Source organism: Polynucleobacter sp. P1-05-14, from assembly GCF_018881675.1.
Classification (GTDB): Bacteria; Pseudomonadota; Gammaproteobacteria; order Burkholderiales; family Burkholderiaceae; genus Polynucleobacter.
Genome location: NZ_JACVPV010000011.1, coordinates 91,395 through 108,110 on the forward strand (window position 1 = coordinate 91,395; position 16,716 = coordinate 108,110).

The window sequence follows — 16,716 nt, forward strand, 5'->3', positions numbered from 1 at the left end:
TTCTCAATCGGCATGGACACGAGTTACCCGCATAACATCCGGATTGGTACGCAAACTGCGCATGACTTTAGACAGATGCAGTCGATCGTAAACCTGGATCGTAAAGCGGATGGTAACCGAATCTTCTTTGAAGCGATCTTCCATAGACACGTTCATGATGTTCGAATCTGCAGCAGTCACGCTGCTAGCGACTCGGGCTAACACGCCCTTTCCTTGACGAGTATCGATTGCAAGATCTAACTCAAACTCACGATTTAGTTCTTTGCCCCACTCGACCTCAACCCATTTATCGTTGTCCTTGGAAAGCATCCGTAACGCTACAGGGCAATCATTGGTGTGCACTTGCAGCCCTTCGCCCTTCCCTAAATAACCAATGATGTTGTCGCCCGGAATGGGATGACAACAGCTTTGAAAATGAATTGAATTACCCTCACGACCATCCACCATAATGGCTTGACGTTGATGGCTATGACTGACTTCTTGGTTAGGCGCAACCCAGTCTGCTGCGCCAAGGCGCATCTGTTCAGACCCACCTTCATCATCAATCAAAATTTTGAGGCGTATCGCCAGCTCTTGTGGTGAACGTCTACCCAATGCAATATTGACACAGGCTTCCTCGCGGGTCTTATCCCCGGTCCAATGCATGAGTTTTTCCCAAATTTCTGGGCTCAGTAAAGCCGCATCAACACCCTGCTGACGCAGTGCATTTGCCAAAAAACGTTCGCCCAATTGCAACGACTCAGAATAATGTTTAGTTTTTAATGAATGTCGTATCGAAGCTCGAGCCTTACCAGTGCGCACAAAAGCGAGCCAACCTGGATTTGGTTGTGAACTTACTGAAGTGATGACTTCAACGATGTCACTATTTTTAAGTTCGCTACGTAAAGGCAATTGCAGGCCATTAATCTTGACGGCCACGCAAGTGTTGCCAAGATCACTGTGAATAGAGTACGCAAAATCTAATGCGGTTGCACCTCTAGGTAAGGCACGAATCTGTCCTGCGGGAGTAAAGACATATACCGCGTCTGGGAACAAATCAATTTTGACGTGCTCCAAAAACTCTTGAGAGTCGCCGCTACTGTCCTGTATATCTATCAAGGATTGCAACCACTGATGGGCTCGATTCTGCACCTCACTCATATCCGGTGAGCCCTCCTTGTACGCCCAGTGCGCAGCCACCCCTGCTTCAGCGACTGCATGCATATCCGTGGTTCGAATCTGAAACTCTACTGGAACCCCGGATGGTCCCAATAAGGTGGTGTGCAAAGATTGATAACCATTTAATTTGGGGATCGCAATGTAATCCTTAAATTTGCCTGGCATTGGCTTGTATAAAGAATGCAAAATACCAAGCGCTCGATAACACTCATCAACACTACTTACCGTGACCCGAAAGGCATAAACATCGAGTACTTGAGAAAAGCTCAAATGCTTTGAGCGCATTTTGTTATAGATGCTAAAAAGCGTCTTTTCACGACCGCGCAGATCAACACCAAGATTAGCCTTGGCAAAAGCCATGCGAGAAGTCTGCAAAATCTTCTCCACCATTTCTTTGCGATTGCCCCGTGCGCGCTTGACGGCACTCTCGATAACCCGAAAACGCATGGGCAACGAATAGCGGAAACTTAAATCTTGGAGATCTCGGTAAATCACATTCAAGCCGAGACGATGCGCAATTGGAGCGTAGATTTCAATGGTTTCTGCCGCAACTCGGCGGCGCTTCTCCATTGGTACTGCATCCAAGGTACGCATATTGTGAGTGCGGTCAGCAAGCTTGACTAAGATCACGCGGACATCGCGTGCCATTGCCATGAACATTTTGCGAAAGCTTTCCGCTTGCGCTTCTGCATGACTTTGAAACTCCAATTTATCGAGTTTAGTTAGACCTTCAACTAGCTCTGCCACCTTGCTGCCAAACTTTTCAACCAAGTCGCTTTTTGTGCAGCCCGTATCTTCAATCACATCATGCAATAAAGCCGCCATGATCGATGAGGCATCAAGACGCCAACTTGCACATAGCTCGGCAACTGCTACAGGATGAGTAATATAGGGCTCACCGCTATGACGATATTGACCTAAATGCGCTGCATCAGAAAACTGAAATGCTTTTTTGACCTGTGCGACTTCTTCAGGCTTGAGATAAGACAGTTTAGAAAGCAATCCCTCGATCGAAACTACTTGATGCTTTAGGGGGAGATTGGGGGCCGATGTGGGGCCAAATAAATGACGACTCGATTGCGCTAGCAAACTTGCAATTATTGACTTTTTACCACTTTGATTTGGGTTGTTGGAATCTATATCCAACAACTGCGCTTGAGCCGAGTCTGGTGAAGATTCTTGTGAAGATTCAAGCGAAGCATCTTTTGGCGAGATGCTCACTGCTCTTTCCGATGTTCTAACTGTGCCTAGAGGGAGCTCCACACCGGAACTCCTTAATTACAGAGGTACTTTGGTCAGCATGTCACGGTCGGTCACACCAGCAGCTACTTCACGTAATGCCACTACGGTAGCTTTGTCTCTGGACTCAACACGTGGGGAGTGACCTTGAACTAATTGACGCGCACGATAGGTCGCAGCCAATACCAGTTCAAAACGATTAGGAATGGTTTTAAGGCAATCTTCTACAGTAATTCGGGCCATGCTGAACTCACTTAATTTAGCTTCAATACCTATAGGATAACTGATTAGACCCCGAGTCGCTTTAAAAGAGCTGGATTCCTGGCCATGCTAGGCCCAGAACGAAGACGACTAGACGCCAAAATGTGCTTCAAATCAACCAATGCCTGCTCAAATGAATCATTGACCACGATGTAATCTGCCTCGTGGGCATGAGTTAGCTCAACGTGGGCAGCCGCCAAGCGGCGCTGAATTGTTTCCTCATCATCCTGACCACGCTTGCGCAGTCGCTCTTCCAGAGCCTCAATCGATGGCGGAAAAATGAAGATCCACTGCACCGTAGGAATGAGTTTGCGGATTTGCTGAGCACCCTGCCAATCGATCTCCAACATGACATCTCTACCTGCTTGCATTTGCGAGTCAATCCAAAGCTTTGAAGTGCCATAAAAATGACCATGAACTTCAGCCCACTCTAAAAAATGTCCTTGATCACGCTCTTGCAAAAAATTCTCTTTTGCTAGGAAGCGGTAATCCTTGCCATCTATCTCACCTGGCCTTGGAGCTCGCGTCGTAGTTGATAAAGATAATTTAAGTCCAGCATCCTCCTTTAATAAAGCGTTTACCAATGAAGATTTTCCTGCACCTGATGGCGCAACAATCATCAACATGCTGCCTTGATAGGATGGTATTAGAGTGGAGTTAGTCATCAGTCGAAAATGGAATTACTCAAGGTTCTGTACCTGTTCGCGCAGTTGTTCAATCATCAGCTTAAGCTCAAGAGCGGCTTGCGTACACTCCTCAGAAACAGATTTAGAGCTCAGAGTATTCGCTTCGCGATTGAGCTCTTGCATCAGAAAATCTAAACGCTTGCCTACGGGGCCATGACCCGCTAATGCTTTATCTACAGCTTGCAGATGAGTCTTTAAGCGCGCGAACTCTTCGGCCACATCGATGCGCACCGCATAGAGCACCACTTCCTGACGTATACGTTCCATCAATTCAGCGCCAGCCTTAGCCTGCTCTTGAGCTGCTAATGCTTCAGATAACCGCTCAGTAAGTTTTTCTTGATACTGAGCGACGTACTCTGGAACCTTGGGTTCAATTACTTTAAGGATGTCGCGCATCTTGCCGGTAATGCTGGTGAGAACACCAACCAAAGCCTTACCTTCTGCGTGACGACCTTCCATAAGAGCCTCAAGTGCTGCTCGTCCAGCTTCAATTGTGGCGGTCATCCAGCCATCTTCCTCACCACGAGGCTCAGAAATAATGCCAGGCCAACGAAGTACTTCAGCAATGCTGAGCTCTTGCGCTTTTGGGAAAGATTCCTGGGCTTTTTCTTGAAGGGTATAGAGGGCATCCAGACGATCGCGATGAATAGCGCCTAATGCGTGGGGGTTACTTTTAGCAGTACCAGCCGCAACGCTATTGACGCGCCATGCCGCCCTAAACTCCACCTTGCCACGAGATAGACTTTGTGTGGCCATTTCACGTAATGCAGGCTCCGCCCCGCGACATTCGTCTGGTAGACGAAATCCAAGATCCAGAAAGCGGCTATTGACAGCCCGACATTCCACTTGCAGATCAGCTACTACGCCCGCCCCCAAGGAGACTTGACGAGAAGCGCTGCCATAACCAGTCATGCTCGATATCATATGGATATTGTAAATTCATTATTGATCTAGACCCGATCTAGACCCAAAACAGACTAAAACCCACAGGACCCCATTTCCATGAGCACAGTAAACCCAGCCACTATAGCCCGCCCTAGCGGCCGCCAGCCCAAAGACCTGCGTCCCGTGACTATTTCCAGAGCATTTACGAAGCATGCTGAAGGTTCGGTCTTGATCGCCTTTGGGGATACCAAGGTTCTATGCACCGCTAGCATTCTAGAAAAAGTACCACCCCATAAAAAGGGCTCTGGAGAAGGTTGGGTAACGGCTGAGTACGGCATGCTACCTCGCTCCACCCATACCCGGAGTGATCGGGAAGCAGCTCGCGGCAAGCAATCTGGACGCACACAAGAAATCCAACGACTCATCGGACGGGCAATGCGTAGTGTCTTTGATTTAAAAGTTCTAGGCGAAAGAACGATTCATCTGGACTGTGATGTATTGCAAGCCGATGGAGGTACTCGTACCGCATCCATTACCGGTGCTTATGTGGCAGCCCGTGATGCTGTAAATCAACTTCTGAAAAGTGGTGTCTTAAGTAAGGATCCGATCATGGATAGCGTTGCTGCGATTTCTGTTGGAATCTATCAAGGCACTCCTATACTGGACTTAGACTATCCAGAAGACTCTTCCTGCGATACCGATATGAATGTCGTGATGACAGGCAAAGGTGGCATGATTGAAGTTCAAGGCACTGCCGAAGGCGCTACATTTTCTAGAATCGAATTAAATGCCCTCTTGGATTTAGCTGAGCAAGGCATTCAAGATCTCACTCAATTGCAAATTAATTCTTTGAAATAAACAAGGGCAATTTAATAGTATGCAAAAACTGGTTCTCGCCTCGAATAATGCTGGCAAGGTTAAGGAATTTCAGGCGCTCCTAGCCCCCTTAAATTTTCAGATCATTCCTCAAGGTGAATTAGGGATCCCTGCTGCCGAAGAGCCTCACCTCACTTTTGTAGAAAATGCCCTTGCTAAGGCGCGCCATGCTAGTGCAGCCAGTGGTCTTCCGGCCCTTGCCGATGATTCGGGTATATGTGCCCATTCCTTAAATGGTATGCCGGGTGTTTTATCTGCTCGGTATGCAGGCGAGCAAGGTGACGATGCTTCCAACAATCAAAAACTTATTCAAGAATTAAAAGATCAGACAGATCGCGGCGCGCATTATGTCTGCGCCTTGGTATTTATCAATAGCGCCAATGATCCAGAGCCGATTATTGTGCAAACCCGTTGGTTTGGCCAAATTGTGGATCAAGCAAAGGGTTGTAATGGGTTTGGGTATGACCCACATTTTTTCTTGCCTGATCAACACTGCACTGCAGCCGAACTGGAACCTGGCCAGAAGAATTTAATCAGTCATCGTGGTCAAGCCTTGCGTGAACTCATTGCGCAATTAAAATCTCGTGCTTAGTTCAAACCCAAATAAAGTGAGCCTTACCGCATTGCCTCCACTGGCTCTGTATATTCATTTTCCATGGTGCGAGAAGAAATGCCCTTACTGTGATTTCAACTCCCATCAAATAAAAAATGGTATTGATAAAGTAGGCTTTGATGAAGCGCGTTATATCCAAGCCCTCATTTCCGATCTAGAAACTGAGCTACCAAATATTTGGGGGCGTCAAGTCCACAGCATCTTTATTGGCGGAGGAACGCCGAGTCTGCTTTCTGCGCAAGGAATGGATCAGCTGCTGTGTGCGATCCGCGCACGAGTCAATCTCGAGCCTGATGCTGAAATTACGATGGAAGCCAATCCCGGCTCAGTAGAGACTGAAAGATTTGCTGGCTTTGCAAAAGCGGGTATCAACAGGGTGTCACTGGGCATTCAAAGTTTTCAAGATGAACAGCTTATATCCTTAGGACGGATTCACAATGGTGAGGAAGCCAAACGCGCAGTCGCGATCGCCCTGAAGCATTTCAACTCAGTAAATTTGGATTTGATGTATGGCCTACCTCAGCAGACTCTTGAAAAGGCCCGCAACGATATTGAGACAGCGCTCTCCTTTAAAACACCGCATCTCTCCCTCTACAACCTCACACTTGAACCGAATACCTACTTTGCAAACTTCCCACCGCAACTGCCTGGTGATGATGAAGTGGATGCCATCTTTGAGCAGAATTTAGATTTAATGACTAAAGCAGGTTATCAGCGATACGAGGTTTCTGCCTATGCCCAGAACAATCAAGAATGCAAACACAATCTGAACTACTGGCGCTTTGGTGACTACATTGGTATTGGCGCAGGTGCCCACGGCAAAATCTCGTACCCTGATCGAATCACACGCCAAGTAAGGGAACGTCACCCTGAAACTTATATGCAGGCAATCGAATCTAAAGGCAATGCCCTCATTGAAAATCAAGCAATCCCGACTGCAGACCTGCCGTTCGAATTTATGCTAAATGTTCTTAGACTCAAAGACGGTGTTAATACCAGCACCTTTAGTGAACGCACTGGCCTACCTCTTAGCGTCATTAGTCAAAATTTAAGCAACGCTAGTCAAAAGGGGTTATTGGATGAAAATCCCGCTAAGCTTAAAGCCACAGATCGGGGTTTACGCTATCTCAATAATCTTCAAGAGCTATTTCTCAGTTAAAGTAAGCCCTTAATAAATATTAAAATCCAATCCGGAGACAGGTAATGATTCAAGGTAATTTAACTAGCAAGGTATGTGCACGCGCACTCGTATTCTTTGCCGCCATTCTTTGTGCGCAATCCATTTCTTTTGGCGCCCTAGCCCAAACAAAATCATGGCCCGATAAGCCAGTGAAATTAATTGTTGGTTTTCCCCCGGGAGGCGGTTCTGATGCTATAGCCAGAGTGATTGCAATTAATCTATCGCAAATGTGGGGCCAACAAGTCATTATTGATAATCGCGGTGGCGCTGCAGGCACAATTGCTGCTGACCTCGTCGCCAAATCTCCTGCTGATGGATACACATTGGGCTTAGCTCATGTGAACGCTCTGTCCATCATTCCAGCCTTAGGTCAAAAGATGTCCTACAACGCTTCCACTGATTTCACGCCCATTGTTTTATTGGGGATCACGCCGAATATTCTGATTGCTAACGTAGATGCACCAGCAAAGAACGTCAAAGACTTAGTGGCCTACATGAAGCAGAATCCCGGCAAACTTAGTTTTGGTTCGGCGGGTAACGGTAGCACACAACATTTGGCCTTTGAACTCTTTATGCATATGGCCAACACTCAAGCCTTGCATATACCATACAAGGGTAGCGGCCCTGTTTTAGTTGATCTCATGGCAGGTCACATTACCTATGCCTTTGAAACCATGGGGGCAGCTACTCCACATATTCAAAGTGGGAAAGTAATTCCGCTTGCCCAAACACGCACAAAACGCTCTGCTGCTTACCCAAATCTTCCCACTATGGAACAGCTTGGTTACGCCGGTTTTGAGGCTACGGCATGGTATGGCTTAATGGGACCAGCGAGTATAGATCCTAAGATCGTCGACAAAATCAATACTGACGTGAATACCATTTTGCGCAAACCAGAGATCCAATCCAAACTAGCAGAAGTTGGCGCTGATGATGGCGGTGGCTCACCAGCATCATTCGCAAAATTTATTGCCAAGGATCGCAATCAATGGGCCAAGCTTGTGAAGGATGCAAAACTCCAGGTTGATCTCAACTAAAACAAACATGCTACAAAAAAAGGACCGATTATGAGCAATTCATTGAGGTCCTTTTTTATTACCCCCCTTTTTTTACTCTCCAGCAGTAATAGCTATCTCTTGCGCAGCAAATGGGTCCTTAGCGGGTTGGGCCACAGGTTTTTGCGCTGCCTTTGGCTTAGTACCTGGCATTAATTCGAAATCCGGCACAAAGACTGTTAAGGTGCTTCTCAACTGATCAAATACCTTACGATCACCATCAAACTGTACCTTTCCCTGCGCTTGCAACTGATCAAAGGTAGTTTGCCCACCCATCACCCGCTCTAAATCACTGCGATTTAGTGTCACAGTCAGATTTGGATTTTTAGCTTGCTGACCCTTTATATTGGTCAATGCAGAATTGCTCATCTCAATGACAAACTGCTCCCCGTTATCCGGTGTGGAAAGATTGATGACAAAATTCATATCTGCCGCCTTTTTACTATCCATACTGATACCAAGGGCGTTTAGCCAAAGTTCGGTTGTCATACCTCTGATCATGTCCGGACCGTTAGTCTTCGGAGAGGCTCCAGTAGGCATCCCATGACGCAACTCGTAAGCAGCGCCTAAGAAACTATTCCGCATACTGGGACTCTCTTTTTGATATCCAATTTGCTCAAAGATATCTGCCAGCAAGTCTTTTGCGGGCACATTATTAGGTTGCGCGTAAACCAATTTATTCACAATCTCCATGGCTTCACGATATTGACCTTTTTTGTATAGCTCTCTGCCCTTAGCCAAGATCTTTGCAGAGCCGCCCATCATCTCCACGTAAAGGGGTGCGGCATCTTTGGGTGACAGCGGTGCCAATGTTGCTGGATTGGCATCCCAATAACCAAGATAGCGATTAATGACAGCGCGACTATTGTGCTCTTCAGAACCGTGATAACTATGAGCAGCCCACTGCTTTTTCAAACTCTCAGGCTGCTTATAGACATTCTGAATCTCGTTAATCGTGACACCATTATTGGCTAAATGTAAAACTTCATTATGTAAATGTGCATAACTATCACGCTGAGTCCGCATGACTTCTTGAATACGCGCATTACCCCAACGAGGCCATGTGTGTGAGGCGAACATCACATCGCTTTCATTACCGTAGCGATACAAAGCATTATTGATATTTTTAGACCAAGCCAATGAATCTCGTACTAAAGCGCCACGTAAGGTGTAGATGTTGTGAATCGTACCGGTAATATTTTCCGCAGCCCAAAATGCCTTAAATTGCGGGAAGTAGGTATTCATTTCGGCTGGCGCTTCCGTTCCAGGGGTATTCTGGAACTCCATTTCCACTCCATCTACAGTCATTTTTTCGTAAGGTTGGTTGATATAAACATTTGGTTCAATCAAGCCTAAATTACCGGCAGCAGTATTCTTGCCAATGGATTGGTCAACGTGTCCAAATGGGCTTCGAGGTAAAAGCACTCCGTATTGAAAATACAGTCTGCGAGTCATTGCATTGCCGGCGTAGACATTCTCCGCAATCGCGTGATCCATAAAGCCAGCAGGAGCAATGATTTTGACTTTGCCGCTCTTAACATCAGCTTCATCCACTACGCCGCGGACTCCACCAAAATGATCGGCATGGGAGTGGGAGTAAACCACGGCTATTACCGGACGTTTGCCTAGTTTTTCATTGACCAACTCAAGAGCGGCTCTAGCAGTTTCTTTTGCTGCTAGGGGGTCAAAAACTATCCAACCCGTATTGGTTTTAATGAAGCTAATATTAGCTAAGTCAAAGCCACGCACTTGATAAATCTTTCCAGGCACCACTTCATAGAGTCCGTAGGCCATATTGAGAATTGCTTGGCGCTGTAATGATGGGTGAACACTATCAAACTCCTTGCCTTGTAATAGAAAGTCATAACTTCCCATATCCCATGCAACATTACCAGCATCAGCCATGATTGTTTTGTAAGCGGGAGTAGCAATCAATCCGCGTTTAGATTCTTCAAAGTCGCGCCGATCTTCGAAAGGTAAGGTTTTGCGTAAACTCTTTTGCAACTCGACAGTGTATTTTGAGGGAGCATTACCTTTTGCATCAAAATGCTTGCCCTCTAAGGCACCAGGGTCCGCAACCACTCCGCCGCCGCCCGCTGCTAATACATAGCCTGAGCTCATAACGCCAATCGCACAAACAACTGACTTAATAATGCATGCTTTCATATAGCACTCCAATGTAATGATATGTATTTGGGTAAATAAGCGGATCTTACAATTGATCTCAATAATTTAATCTTTTCAGAATACGATAATTATCATTATTTTTAATCTAAAATCAAAGATTACCCTATAGTGACTTCCCTTAAATTAACGAGATTCAATGATGTGCAATATCAAAATAATTGCTTGTGGCGCTCTTTTTCTCTTGCTAACGGGATGCTCCTCTTTAGAGCGCAAATCTGCCATTCCGCCTGACGCCCTAAATAAAGCGCAAATTGCCGGTTTACCCAGCGTCAGATATCTGATTTCAACCCAAGCGGGTATTGATGATTTGGTAAAAGATGTGGTTACCTTAGAGACTACTCGTGGTGTCAAGGCTTTTACAGGGGACGCCAATTACTTGGCCTTGTCAGGTGGTGGTGATGATGGCGCCTTTGGTGCAGGACTTTTAGTGGGTTGGTCAGAGCAAGGTTCAAGGCCCGCATTTAACTTAGTCACCGGCATCAGTACGGGTGCGCTAATTGCGCCATTTGCATACCTTGGCAAAGACTGTGACCCTCTCTTGCGAAAAGTGTATACCGGCATTGGCCCGAGCGATGTCTATATTGAACGCGGTATTTTGTCGGGTATTTTCAGTGATGGTCTTGCTGACTCCACACCCTTATATCAATTGATTTCCAAATATGTGGATGCGCAGTTTTTGCAAAAAATTGCGCTTGAGTACAACACGCATGGCAGATGGTTGCTGATTGGTACAACCAACATCGATGCAGGCTTGCCCGTGATTTGGAATATGGGGCGGATCGCCAGCATTGGCACGCCCGAGGCTTTAGATCTCTTTCGTAAGATTATGCTGGCCTCAGCTTCGATTCCGGGCGCCTTTTCACCGGTGATGTTTGATTTTTTACTCGGCTCAGAAGCTTTTCAGGAAATGCATGTCGATGGTGGAGCGAGTACGCAAGTCTTTTTATACCCTTCCCTAGCAGCAGCCAAGGCTAAGGCAATGGGTATCTCACGGCGCCAGCATCGAGAAGCCTACATTATTCGCAATGCTCGCCTAGATCCGCGCTGGAATGAAACAGAGCGCCGGACCATTAGCGTGGCGGGTCGAGCTATTTCACAATTAATCCAGACTCAAGGAATAGGTGATTTATATCGTATCTACAACACTACTCAAAGCGACAATGTTGGGTTTAATTTAGCCTACATTGGATCTGACTTTAATGAGCCCCACACCCAGGAATTTGACAGCGCCTATATGAATGCCCTATTCCGCTACGGCTACGATCAGGCTGTTAAAGGCTACCCTTGGAAGAAATATCCTCCAGGCTTTCAAGCGGCTTTTGATCATGATGCTACTCCAAAGGAAGCGCAGCAAATTCAGAAACATCATCCGCAAAAATATAAGCCCGATTAAGGAGAGGTGCCGTATTCAGAGATGCTCAGCCATTTTTCAAATATGGCTTCAAGTGTGGCAATTGGACTTAATTTGTGCAGCAGATTATTGGGCTTCACAAAAGTAACCACCATTCGATATAACTTCCCCCTGAAGATTTTGAGCGGCAGGATGATAGCCAGTGGCCTTAAAAGTAAGCCAAGATAAATCATATTCCGAGCAAGCTAGATCGGCATCCGCTTTCATCTCTGGCGAAATAGGTCCAAATCGAGAAGAGTGATCCCAAGTCAGTCTGTCACTACCGTAGGGATCAGGCACTAAGCGGGGTGCTTGCTCAGAAATAACTGCCCCAACCTGACCACGCATATCCAACCATTCATTAAAGGCCTCCTCAAGACTATGATCCAGATGGTCGCCACCACTGCAGTGCTCCATTTCATGCTCCAAAATGGATTGGGGTGCCCCTTTGGGTATATAGATATCGCAGGTTTGCCGATTGAGGTTGTAAATGGAACACCCAAAAGAAATAGAGCCTAGAATCTTGTTTGCAAGTGGCAAATATTTCCAGCACTGCGCGTTCACCTCTAGAATGGAAGTTTCATGAACGCTAACCTAGAGTTGTGGCCAGCCTTGTACGTGACTTCCAATTGAAGTGCATGACTGTAACAATAGCAATGGAATGTAAACAAGCAGTTTTTTCATCACATGAACACATCTCTTTCATATTGGATAAAAAATGGTCTTTGTAGCACCTTACTATTCACCTTACTGCGATGACTCCCGCAAGTCAATCGGCATAATGCTTGAAAAATGGGCTCACCCTTGAAAAAACGGACTCTACTCACCTTCTTATTGATGGTGTTTCTTGCCTACCTGATTGGGGTGGCTACAGCTGATCGGCAGAATATGATCCGACTGCACTTGCAAAAACTGCGCAGTCAAGTGATGGGCTATGATTCCGTATTGACAGGAACTTTTTTGATGGAAGCGGTTTCAAAAGTCAGACCTCAAAATGAGTTATTCAATACCTTTTCTCCACCTGTAGACGTAGTCATGATTGGCGATTCATTGACGGCAAATGTCATGTGGAATGATGTGTTTCCGAATGTCAAAATCGCCAATCGCGGTATTGGCGGAGACCGCACAGTAGACATTCTGAATCGCCTAGATCCGATACTCAAACTTAAGCCTAAGAAAGCATTTTTACAAGCTGGCCTAAACGATTTTGCTACTGGTGCTTCCGTAGATCAGGCTTTTAATACTTATACAAAGATTGTGCAGCGTTTGCAGAAAAATGGTGTCACTGTATATATACAATCTACTGTTGAATGTTCACGTCTGCGCTGCGGAAAAGAAGTGGAAGATGTCCGAAAACTGAATACCCTACTTCGCCAATATGCCAAAGATAAAAACATCACTTTCATTGATCTCAATCAGCAATTAAGTTCGACTTTACAGGGTTTGCTATCGCAATACACCACCGATGGCAGCCACTTAAATGCGCAAGGCTATGTGCAGTGGAGCAAGGCAATCACACCTTACATATCGCAATAAGATGACTGAGGTAATTAAGTTGTTTTAGTGCGTCTACTTTTTTCTGAGTGTCTGACAACTTTGCTTCTTGCCATCAATGCAGTAATTGCCTCTTGACGCTTACGATGCAATAACGACTCAAACAGAGCCCCTTTAATAGTTTCAAATGCTGGCACAACAAAGGGACGAATATCCTGCACCTTTACAATATGCCAACCCAGTTTTGTGTGAATTGGCTGTGCAGAAAATTGATTTTTTTTCAATTTAACGACATGATCATTCAATGGCACAAGGATTTGTGCTGGTATAGCCCAGCCAATATAGCCGCCAAGCCCTCTAGATTGCTGGTCAATCGATTTTTCCTCAGCAAGCGCACTAAACGATACCCCTTGCTGAAGTTGCTCAATCACACGGATACCCTCCCGCTCGCTCTGGACAATAATCTGTGACAGTAGGTACTCATACGCGTTCTTAGGGTCTTGAGCAAGTATTTGTCGCTTGTTGTATTCCGCCAAGATCTCGTGTTCCTGAATTTCGAATGAGCGGTGCTGTTTCGAAAACCAGATTTCTAGGACAGATTCTTTTTGATCGGCGGTAAATCGATACTGAGAGAAATTGCTGCCATACTCAGTATGGTTAAGATCTTGCGCAATAACTTCGCGCAAAATCATGTCATTCAATATCGTATCGCGATGCCCCATCGTATCGGGCACGCCTTGCGCAACGGCCTGGGCTAATTTTTTTCGATAGTCCCTCAAAGTGATCTTCTTGTTATTAACAGTTACTATAGGCGAAAAGTATTTTCGATAGACAATTAGAAGACCGAGTCCCATCAGTGCAGCTAAGCTAACAATGAAAGCAATAATAATTGTTGTAAATCCGCGCTCTTGAGCTTCGGTAGTATGAGTCTGAGGCGCACCCTTTATGACCTCGGGTGATGGCGCAGTTAGGGGCTTTTTCGTAAAAGGGGCTTGAGCCCCTGCACCAGCCCCTGGTGAAAATGAACTACGGTTTTGTGTTGGCAGCGCTCCAGAGCCTGCACTTGTGTTACTAGAAGACTTTGCGGCATGTTTGTTCGCTGCAAACGTCAGGCTATAGACGCCGATCAGAAAGCAGCCAAGCGCTATCTTGATCCAACTCTGAGAAGAACTACCCATGGATTTGCGCAAATAATTAGTTATAAACCTTGGCAACTTTTACATTTTTCATTAAGTTTGCCAAAGCATCTTGCCTGCGTTGCTGAACCAAAGATTGCGCGATGCCGACCTTGGCCTGATCAAAACTAGGCATGACAAATGGTCGAATATCATCCACTTTGATGACATGCCAATAGACTCCAATTTGAATTGGATTTTGTGTTATCTGCCCCCTTAATAAATTGGGGACGACCAAATTAATGGGTGGGGTCAGTTGGGAAGGTAGCACCCAACCTAACATACCGCCCATGGACGCTGTCTTTTGATCGATTGATTTTTGTTTGGCTAAGCTTTCAAAGTTCGTTCCATTTTTTAACTGGCGAATGAATTCATTTGCCTGATCTTCGCTAGTAACAACAATTTGCGATATTTGATACTCTTGCGAGTTTTTTGCTTCCCGACTTAAAGCGACTTGTCTCTCGTATTCCGCTCTGACCTGGGCATCGGTCAATGGGTGAGCTTTAAAGTATTCGGCAAACCAAATCTCTTGCAGAGCATTACTTTGCGCCAGCTCTAATTTAAACGCATTGTTATCGCGCTCCAATAGCTTAGTTTTTTTAATGTCTTGCGCAATTGCTTCACGCGTCACTAAATCATTAAATACCTTATTACGCAGCTCAGGGGTTTCTGGAGCGCCATCGGCAATCGCTTGTCTTAGCCACTTTTGATACTCAGCAGTAGTTAGTTTTACGCCATTCACGCTGGCGAGCGCGGCTTGCGGCTCTGAAAGGTTTTGTGCACCCGCAGAGTTGATAAAGATGAAGAAAGCTAATAGCAGCAAGGCTTTGCAGATTGAATTCATATGAGGACTCATATTGCCTTTCTAAAAGATTTCTGTACCCCGCACTAATGAGTCTTAGCTCGTCATTAGCTGGGACTAAAAACCAACTGTGTACGTAACCATTGCAGTCGTGGTGCTAACGGATTTAAATGGCTCTTGTCGATAGATGCCGGTCACACCAATGCGCTGGTTTTTTTCTACATCATAATAAGTACCCACAGTTGCAGTAGGTCTGGTTTTTACTGGGTTCGGATTAAAGTTTATTGTTGTTAAGGTGCCTAAATCGGGATTTGTACCCAAGTAAGATCCATTACTGGTTTTGGTATCAGACTCTATACCAGCACTTGCAAAGAAAGTAGTCGCGGGAATGCCTTTATAGCTTGCACCCACGCCTGCCAAAGCGGTGGTCGCATTCGTATTAACCGCACCAAAGGTCATTGGAGCATAGACGGATGCCGTACTTTGCTCTGTATATCCACCCATATTATTTTGGGTATAACGCATTCCAAGGTATGGTGAAACAACGGTGTTGTCAGTGACACCAAAACCATATTTTCCAATAATTTGTGCGCCTTGACTAATTAAGGCAGAACCACCAGAACCCGGCTCAGAGCTACCTACTACTTGTCGTGTCACAGTCGCATTCTTCTTGCCGTAGGCTGCTGCTACTTTGGCTTCCCAGCCTGTGCCATTAGCAACATCTTCTGCCCACACCCCAAAGACACCAATGAGTGGTGAGTTATTGCCCAATTTGACTCCACTAGGTGCATTACCAACGGATAAGTTCTGATCAGCATAAGCGCCGATGCGGGTATTATCATCAAGTCGATAGGCAGCAATCAAAAGACCACTCGTATTATTTAACCCATTGGAGGCTTGCACAGCAGTATTGCGACCACCTGCTGATACACAAATATTATGTATATCAAACACTGGACAATCATAAGTAAAGCTATTTGCAAGCACCGTATTTTGCAAGGTAAAAATTGGTTGCAATGCGTTAGCGGTATTCACTAAAGATTGCTGTGAGTCCGCAGTTGCAGGACCTAATACCAAATACACATCATTCGGATCATATGCCAAGGAGTAACGTAATGGTGTCACGCTAGAAAGATTAGATGAAAATGTCCCAAACGTTCCAGAAACGCCATTACCTGTCATTAAGGTATACCGCCCTACTCTGTAAGTGCCGCCGCTCGCTGCTAAATTTAAAGTACCAGCTACCGTAACAGCACCAGCAACATTAACCTGTTGATTATTATTAGGCGAGATCGTCATCAATAAAGTGCCGGATGATGTCTGGGTATAAGTACCGCCTAGGGCAACATTGCCGGTCTTGGCAGTCACATCAAATTTACCCGTGTTATTGACCGTACTACTAGTGGTAATCGATCCATTGCCAGATAAGGCCAGAGTTGCAGCTGGATTAATCGTTGTTGCACCAGTATAAGTATTAGTGCCCGTGAGTGTTTGCGTACCACCAGTCAGGGTCACTCCTCCAGTGCCGCTGATCACGCCATCAAAAGTGCCGCTACCAGCACCATTGGATGCACCATTGGTAATGGTTAAGGTTTGCGCTCCTAAGAGAGCTTGACCATTACCAGACAAGGTAGTGATCGATGCGCCACTGGTCGTTGCTGAAATATCAAAGCTGCCGTTATCCACTACGCCCCTGGAGGTGGCAATCGAACCGG

At 45.9% G+C, this 16,716-nt stretch carries 15 protein-coding genes; 6 read left to right on the forward strand and 9 right to left on the reverse strand.

The window, feature by feature from the left end:
- Window positions 1-3 precede the first annotated feature (3 nt).
- Genes ICN37_RS07130 through ICN37_RS07145 form a run of 4 tightly spaced genes read right to left on the reverse strand, consistent with a single transcriptional unit; the run spans window position 4 to window position 4,268 of the window.
- Window positions 4-2,421, reverse strand: coding sequence for a RelA/SpoT family protein (locus tag ICN37_RS07130; protein ID WP_216156096.1), 2,418 nt, complete (start codon window positions 2,419-2,421; stop codon window positions 4-6).
- A gap of 15 nt (window positions 2,422-2,436) precedes the next feature.
- Entirely contained in the window at window positions 2,437-2,640 is a 204-nt protein-coding gene (rpoZ, locus tag ICN37_RS07135; protein ID WP_011902918.1) for a DNA-directed RNA polymerase subunit omega, read from the reverse strand.
- A gap of 44 nt (window positions 2,641-2,684) precedes the next feature.
- Window positions 2,685-3,323: a guanylate kinase gene (gmk, locus tag ICN37_RS07140; RefSeq protein WP_216156099.1), complete on the reverse strand. Its 639-nt coding sequence runs from the start codon at window positions 3,321-3,323 to the stop codon at window positions 2,685-2,687.
- Between the two features lie 15 nt (window positions 3,324-3,338).
- Entirely contained in the window at window positions 3,339-4,268 is a 930-nt protein-coding gene (locus tag ICN37_RS07145) for a YicC/YloC family endoribonuclease (protein WP_216156102.1), read from the reverse strand.
- A gap of 78 nt (window positions 4,269-4,346) precedes the next feature.
- On the opposite strand from ICN37_RS07145, the gene rph reads away from it, so the two are divergent.
- From rph to ICN37_RS07165, 4 genes are read left to right on the forward strand one after another with little or no spacing between them, the layout of a single operon-like run.
- Window positions 4,347-5,087 (forward strand): ribonuclease PH, encoded by a 741-nt coding sequence (rph, locus tag ICN37_RS07150; protein ID WP_216156105.1) that lies wholly within the window; start codon window positions 4,347-4,349, stop codon window positions 5,085-5,087.
- Window positions 5,088-5,106: 19 nt separating this feature from the next.
- Entirely contained in the window at window positions 5,107-5,697 is a 591-nt protein-coding gene (gene rdgB / locus ICN37_RS07155; RefSeq protein ID WP_216156108.1) for an RdgB/HAM1 family non-canonical purine NTP pyrophosphatase, read from the forward strand.
- Window positions 5,690-6,877, forward strand: a complete 1,188-nt coding sequence (hemW, locus tag ICN37_RS07160) for a radical SAM family heme chaperone HemW (protein ID WP_216156111.1) — start codon at window positions 5,690-5,692, stop codon at window positions 6,875-6,877. The genes rdgB and hemW overlap by 8 nt, the downstream gene beginning before the upstream one ends.
- A gap of 44 nt (window positions 6,878-6,921) precedes the next feature.
- Window positions 6,922-7,935 carry a tripartite tricarboxylate transporter substrate binding protein gene (locus tag ICN37_RS07165; RefSeq protein ID WP_216156114.1) on the forward strand — a complete coding sequence of 338 codons (1,014 nt, stop codon included), beginning with the start codon at window positions 6,922-6,924 and terminating at the stop codon, window positions 7,933-7,935.
- A gap of 72 nt (window positions 7,936-8,007) precedes the next feature.
- Here the strand turns inward: ICN37_RS07165 and ICN37_RS07170 are convergent, their stop codons facing one another.
- The gene (locus ICN37_RS07170) at window positions 8,008-10,119 is read right to left on the reverse strand and encodes an alkyl/aryl-sulfatase (RefSeq protein ID WP_216156117.1); all 2,112 of its coding nucleotides are present in this window, start codon (window positions 10,117-10,119) and stop codon (window positions 8,008-8,010) included.
- A 157-nt stretch (window positions 10,120-10,276) separates the two neighbouring features.
- Here ICN37_RS07170 and ICN37_RS07175 point away from each other — a divergent pair, with 157 nt between their 5' ends.
- Complete coding sequence (locus ICN37_RS07175; protein ID WP_068948658.1) at window positions 10,277-11,533, forward strand: patatin-like phospholipase family protein; 1,257 nt, start codon at window positions 10,277-10,279, stop codon at window positions 11,531-11,533.
- Between the two features lie 84 nt (window positions 11,534-11,617).
- On the opposite strand, the gene ICN37_RS07180 is transcribed toward ICN37_RS07175, so the two are convergent.
- Window positions 11,618-11,947, reverse strand: coding sequence for a hypothetical protein (locus tag ICN37_RS07180; protein WP_216156121.1), 330 nt, complete (start codon window positions 11,945-11,947; stop codon window positions 11,618-11,620).
- 471 nt (window positions 11,948-12,418) lie between these two features.
- On the opposite strand from ICN37_RS07180, the gene ICN37_RS07185 reads away from it, so the two are divergent.
- Window positions 12,419-13,066 (forward strand): GDSL-type esterase/lipase family protein, encoded by a 648-nt coding sequence (locus ICN37_RS07185; RefSeq protein WP_216156123.1) that lies wholly within the window; start codon window positions 12,419-12,421, stop codon window positions 13,064-13,066.
- A 14-nt stretch (window positions 13,067-13,080) separates the two neighbouring features.
- Here ICN37_RS07185 and ICN37_RS07190 read toward each other — a convergent pair whose 3' ends face one another.
- The 3 genes from ICN37_RS07190 to ICN37_RS07200 form a co-directional block, all read right to left on the reverse strand.
- Window positions 13,081-14,202 (reverse strand): peptidylprolyl isomerase, encoded by a 1,122-nt coding sequence (locus ICN37_RS07190; protein WP_216156126.1) that lies wholly within the window; start codon window positions 14,200-14,202, stop codon window positions 13,081-13,083.
- Window positions 14,203-14,218: 16 nt separating this feature from the next.
- On the reverse strand, window positions 14,219-15,055 hold the full coding sequence (locus ICN37_RS07195; RefSeq protein WP_216156129.1) for a peptidylprolyl isomerase: 837 nt from the start codon (window positions 15,053-15,055) through the stop codon (window positions 14,219-14,221).
- Window positions 15,056-15,118: 63 nt separating this feature from the next.
- Window positions 15,119-16,716, reverse strand: a 1,598-nt coding sequence (locus ICN37_RS07200) for an autotransporter domain-containing protein (RefSeq protein WP_216156132.1), incomplete at its 5' end; no start/stop codon positions are given.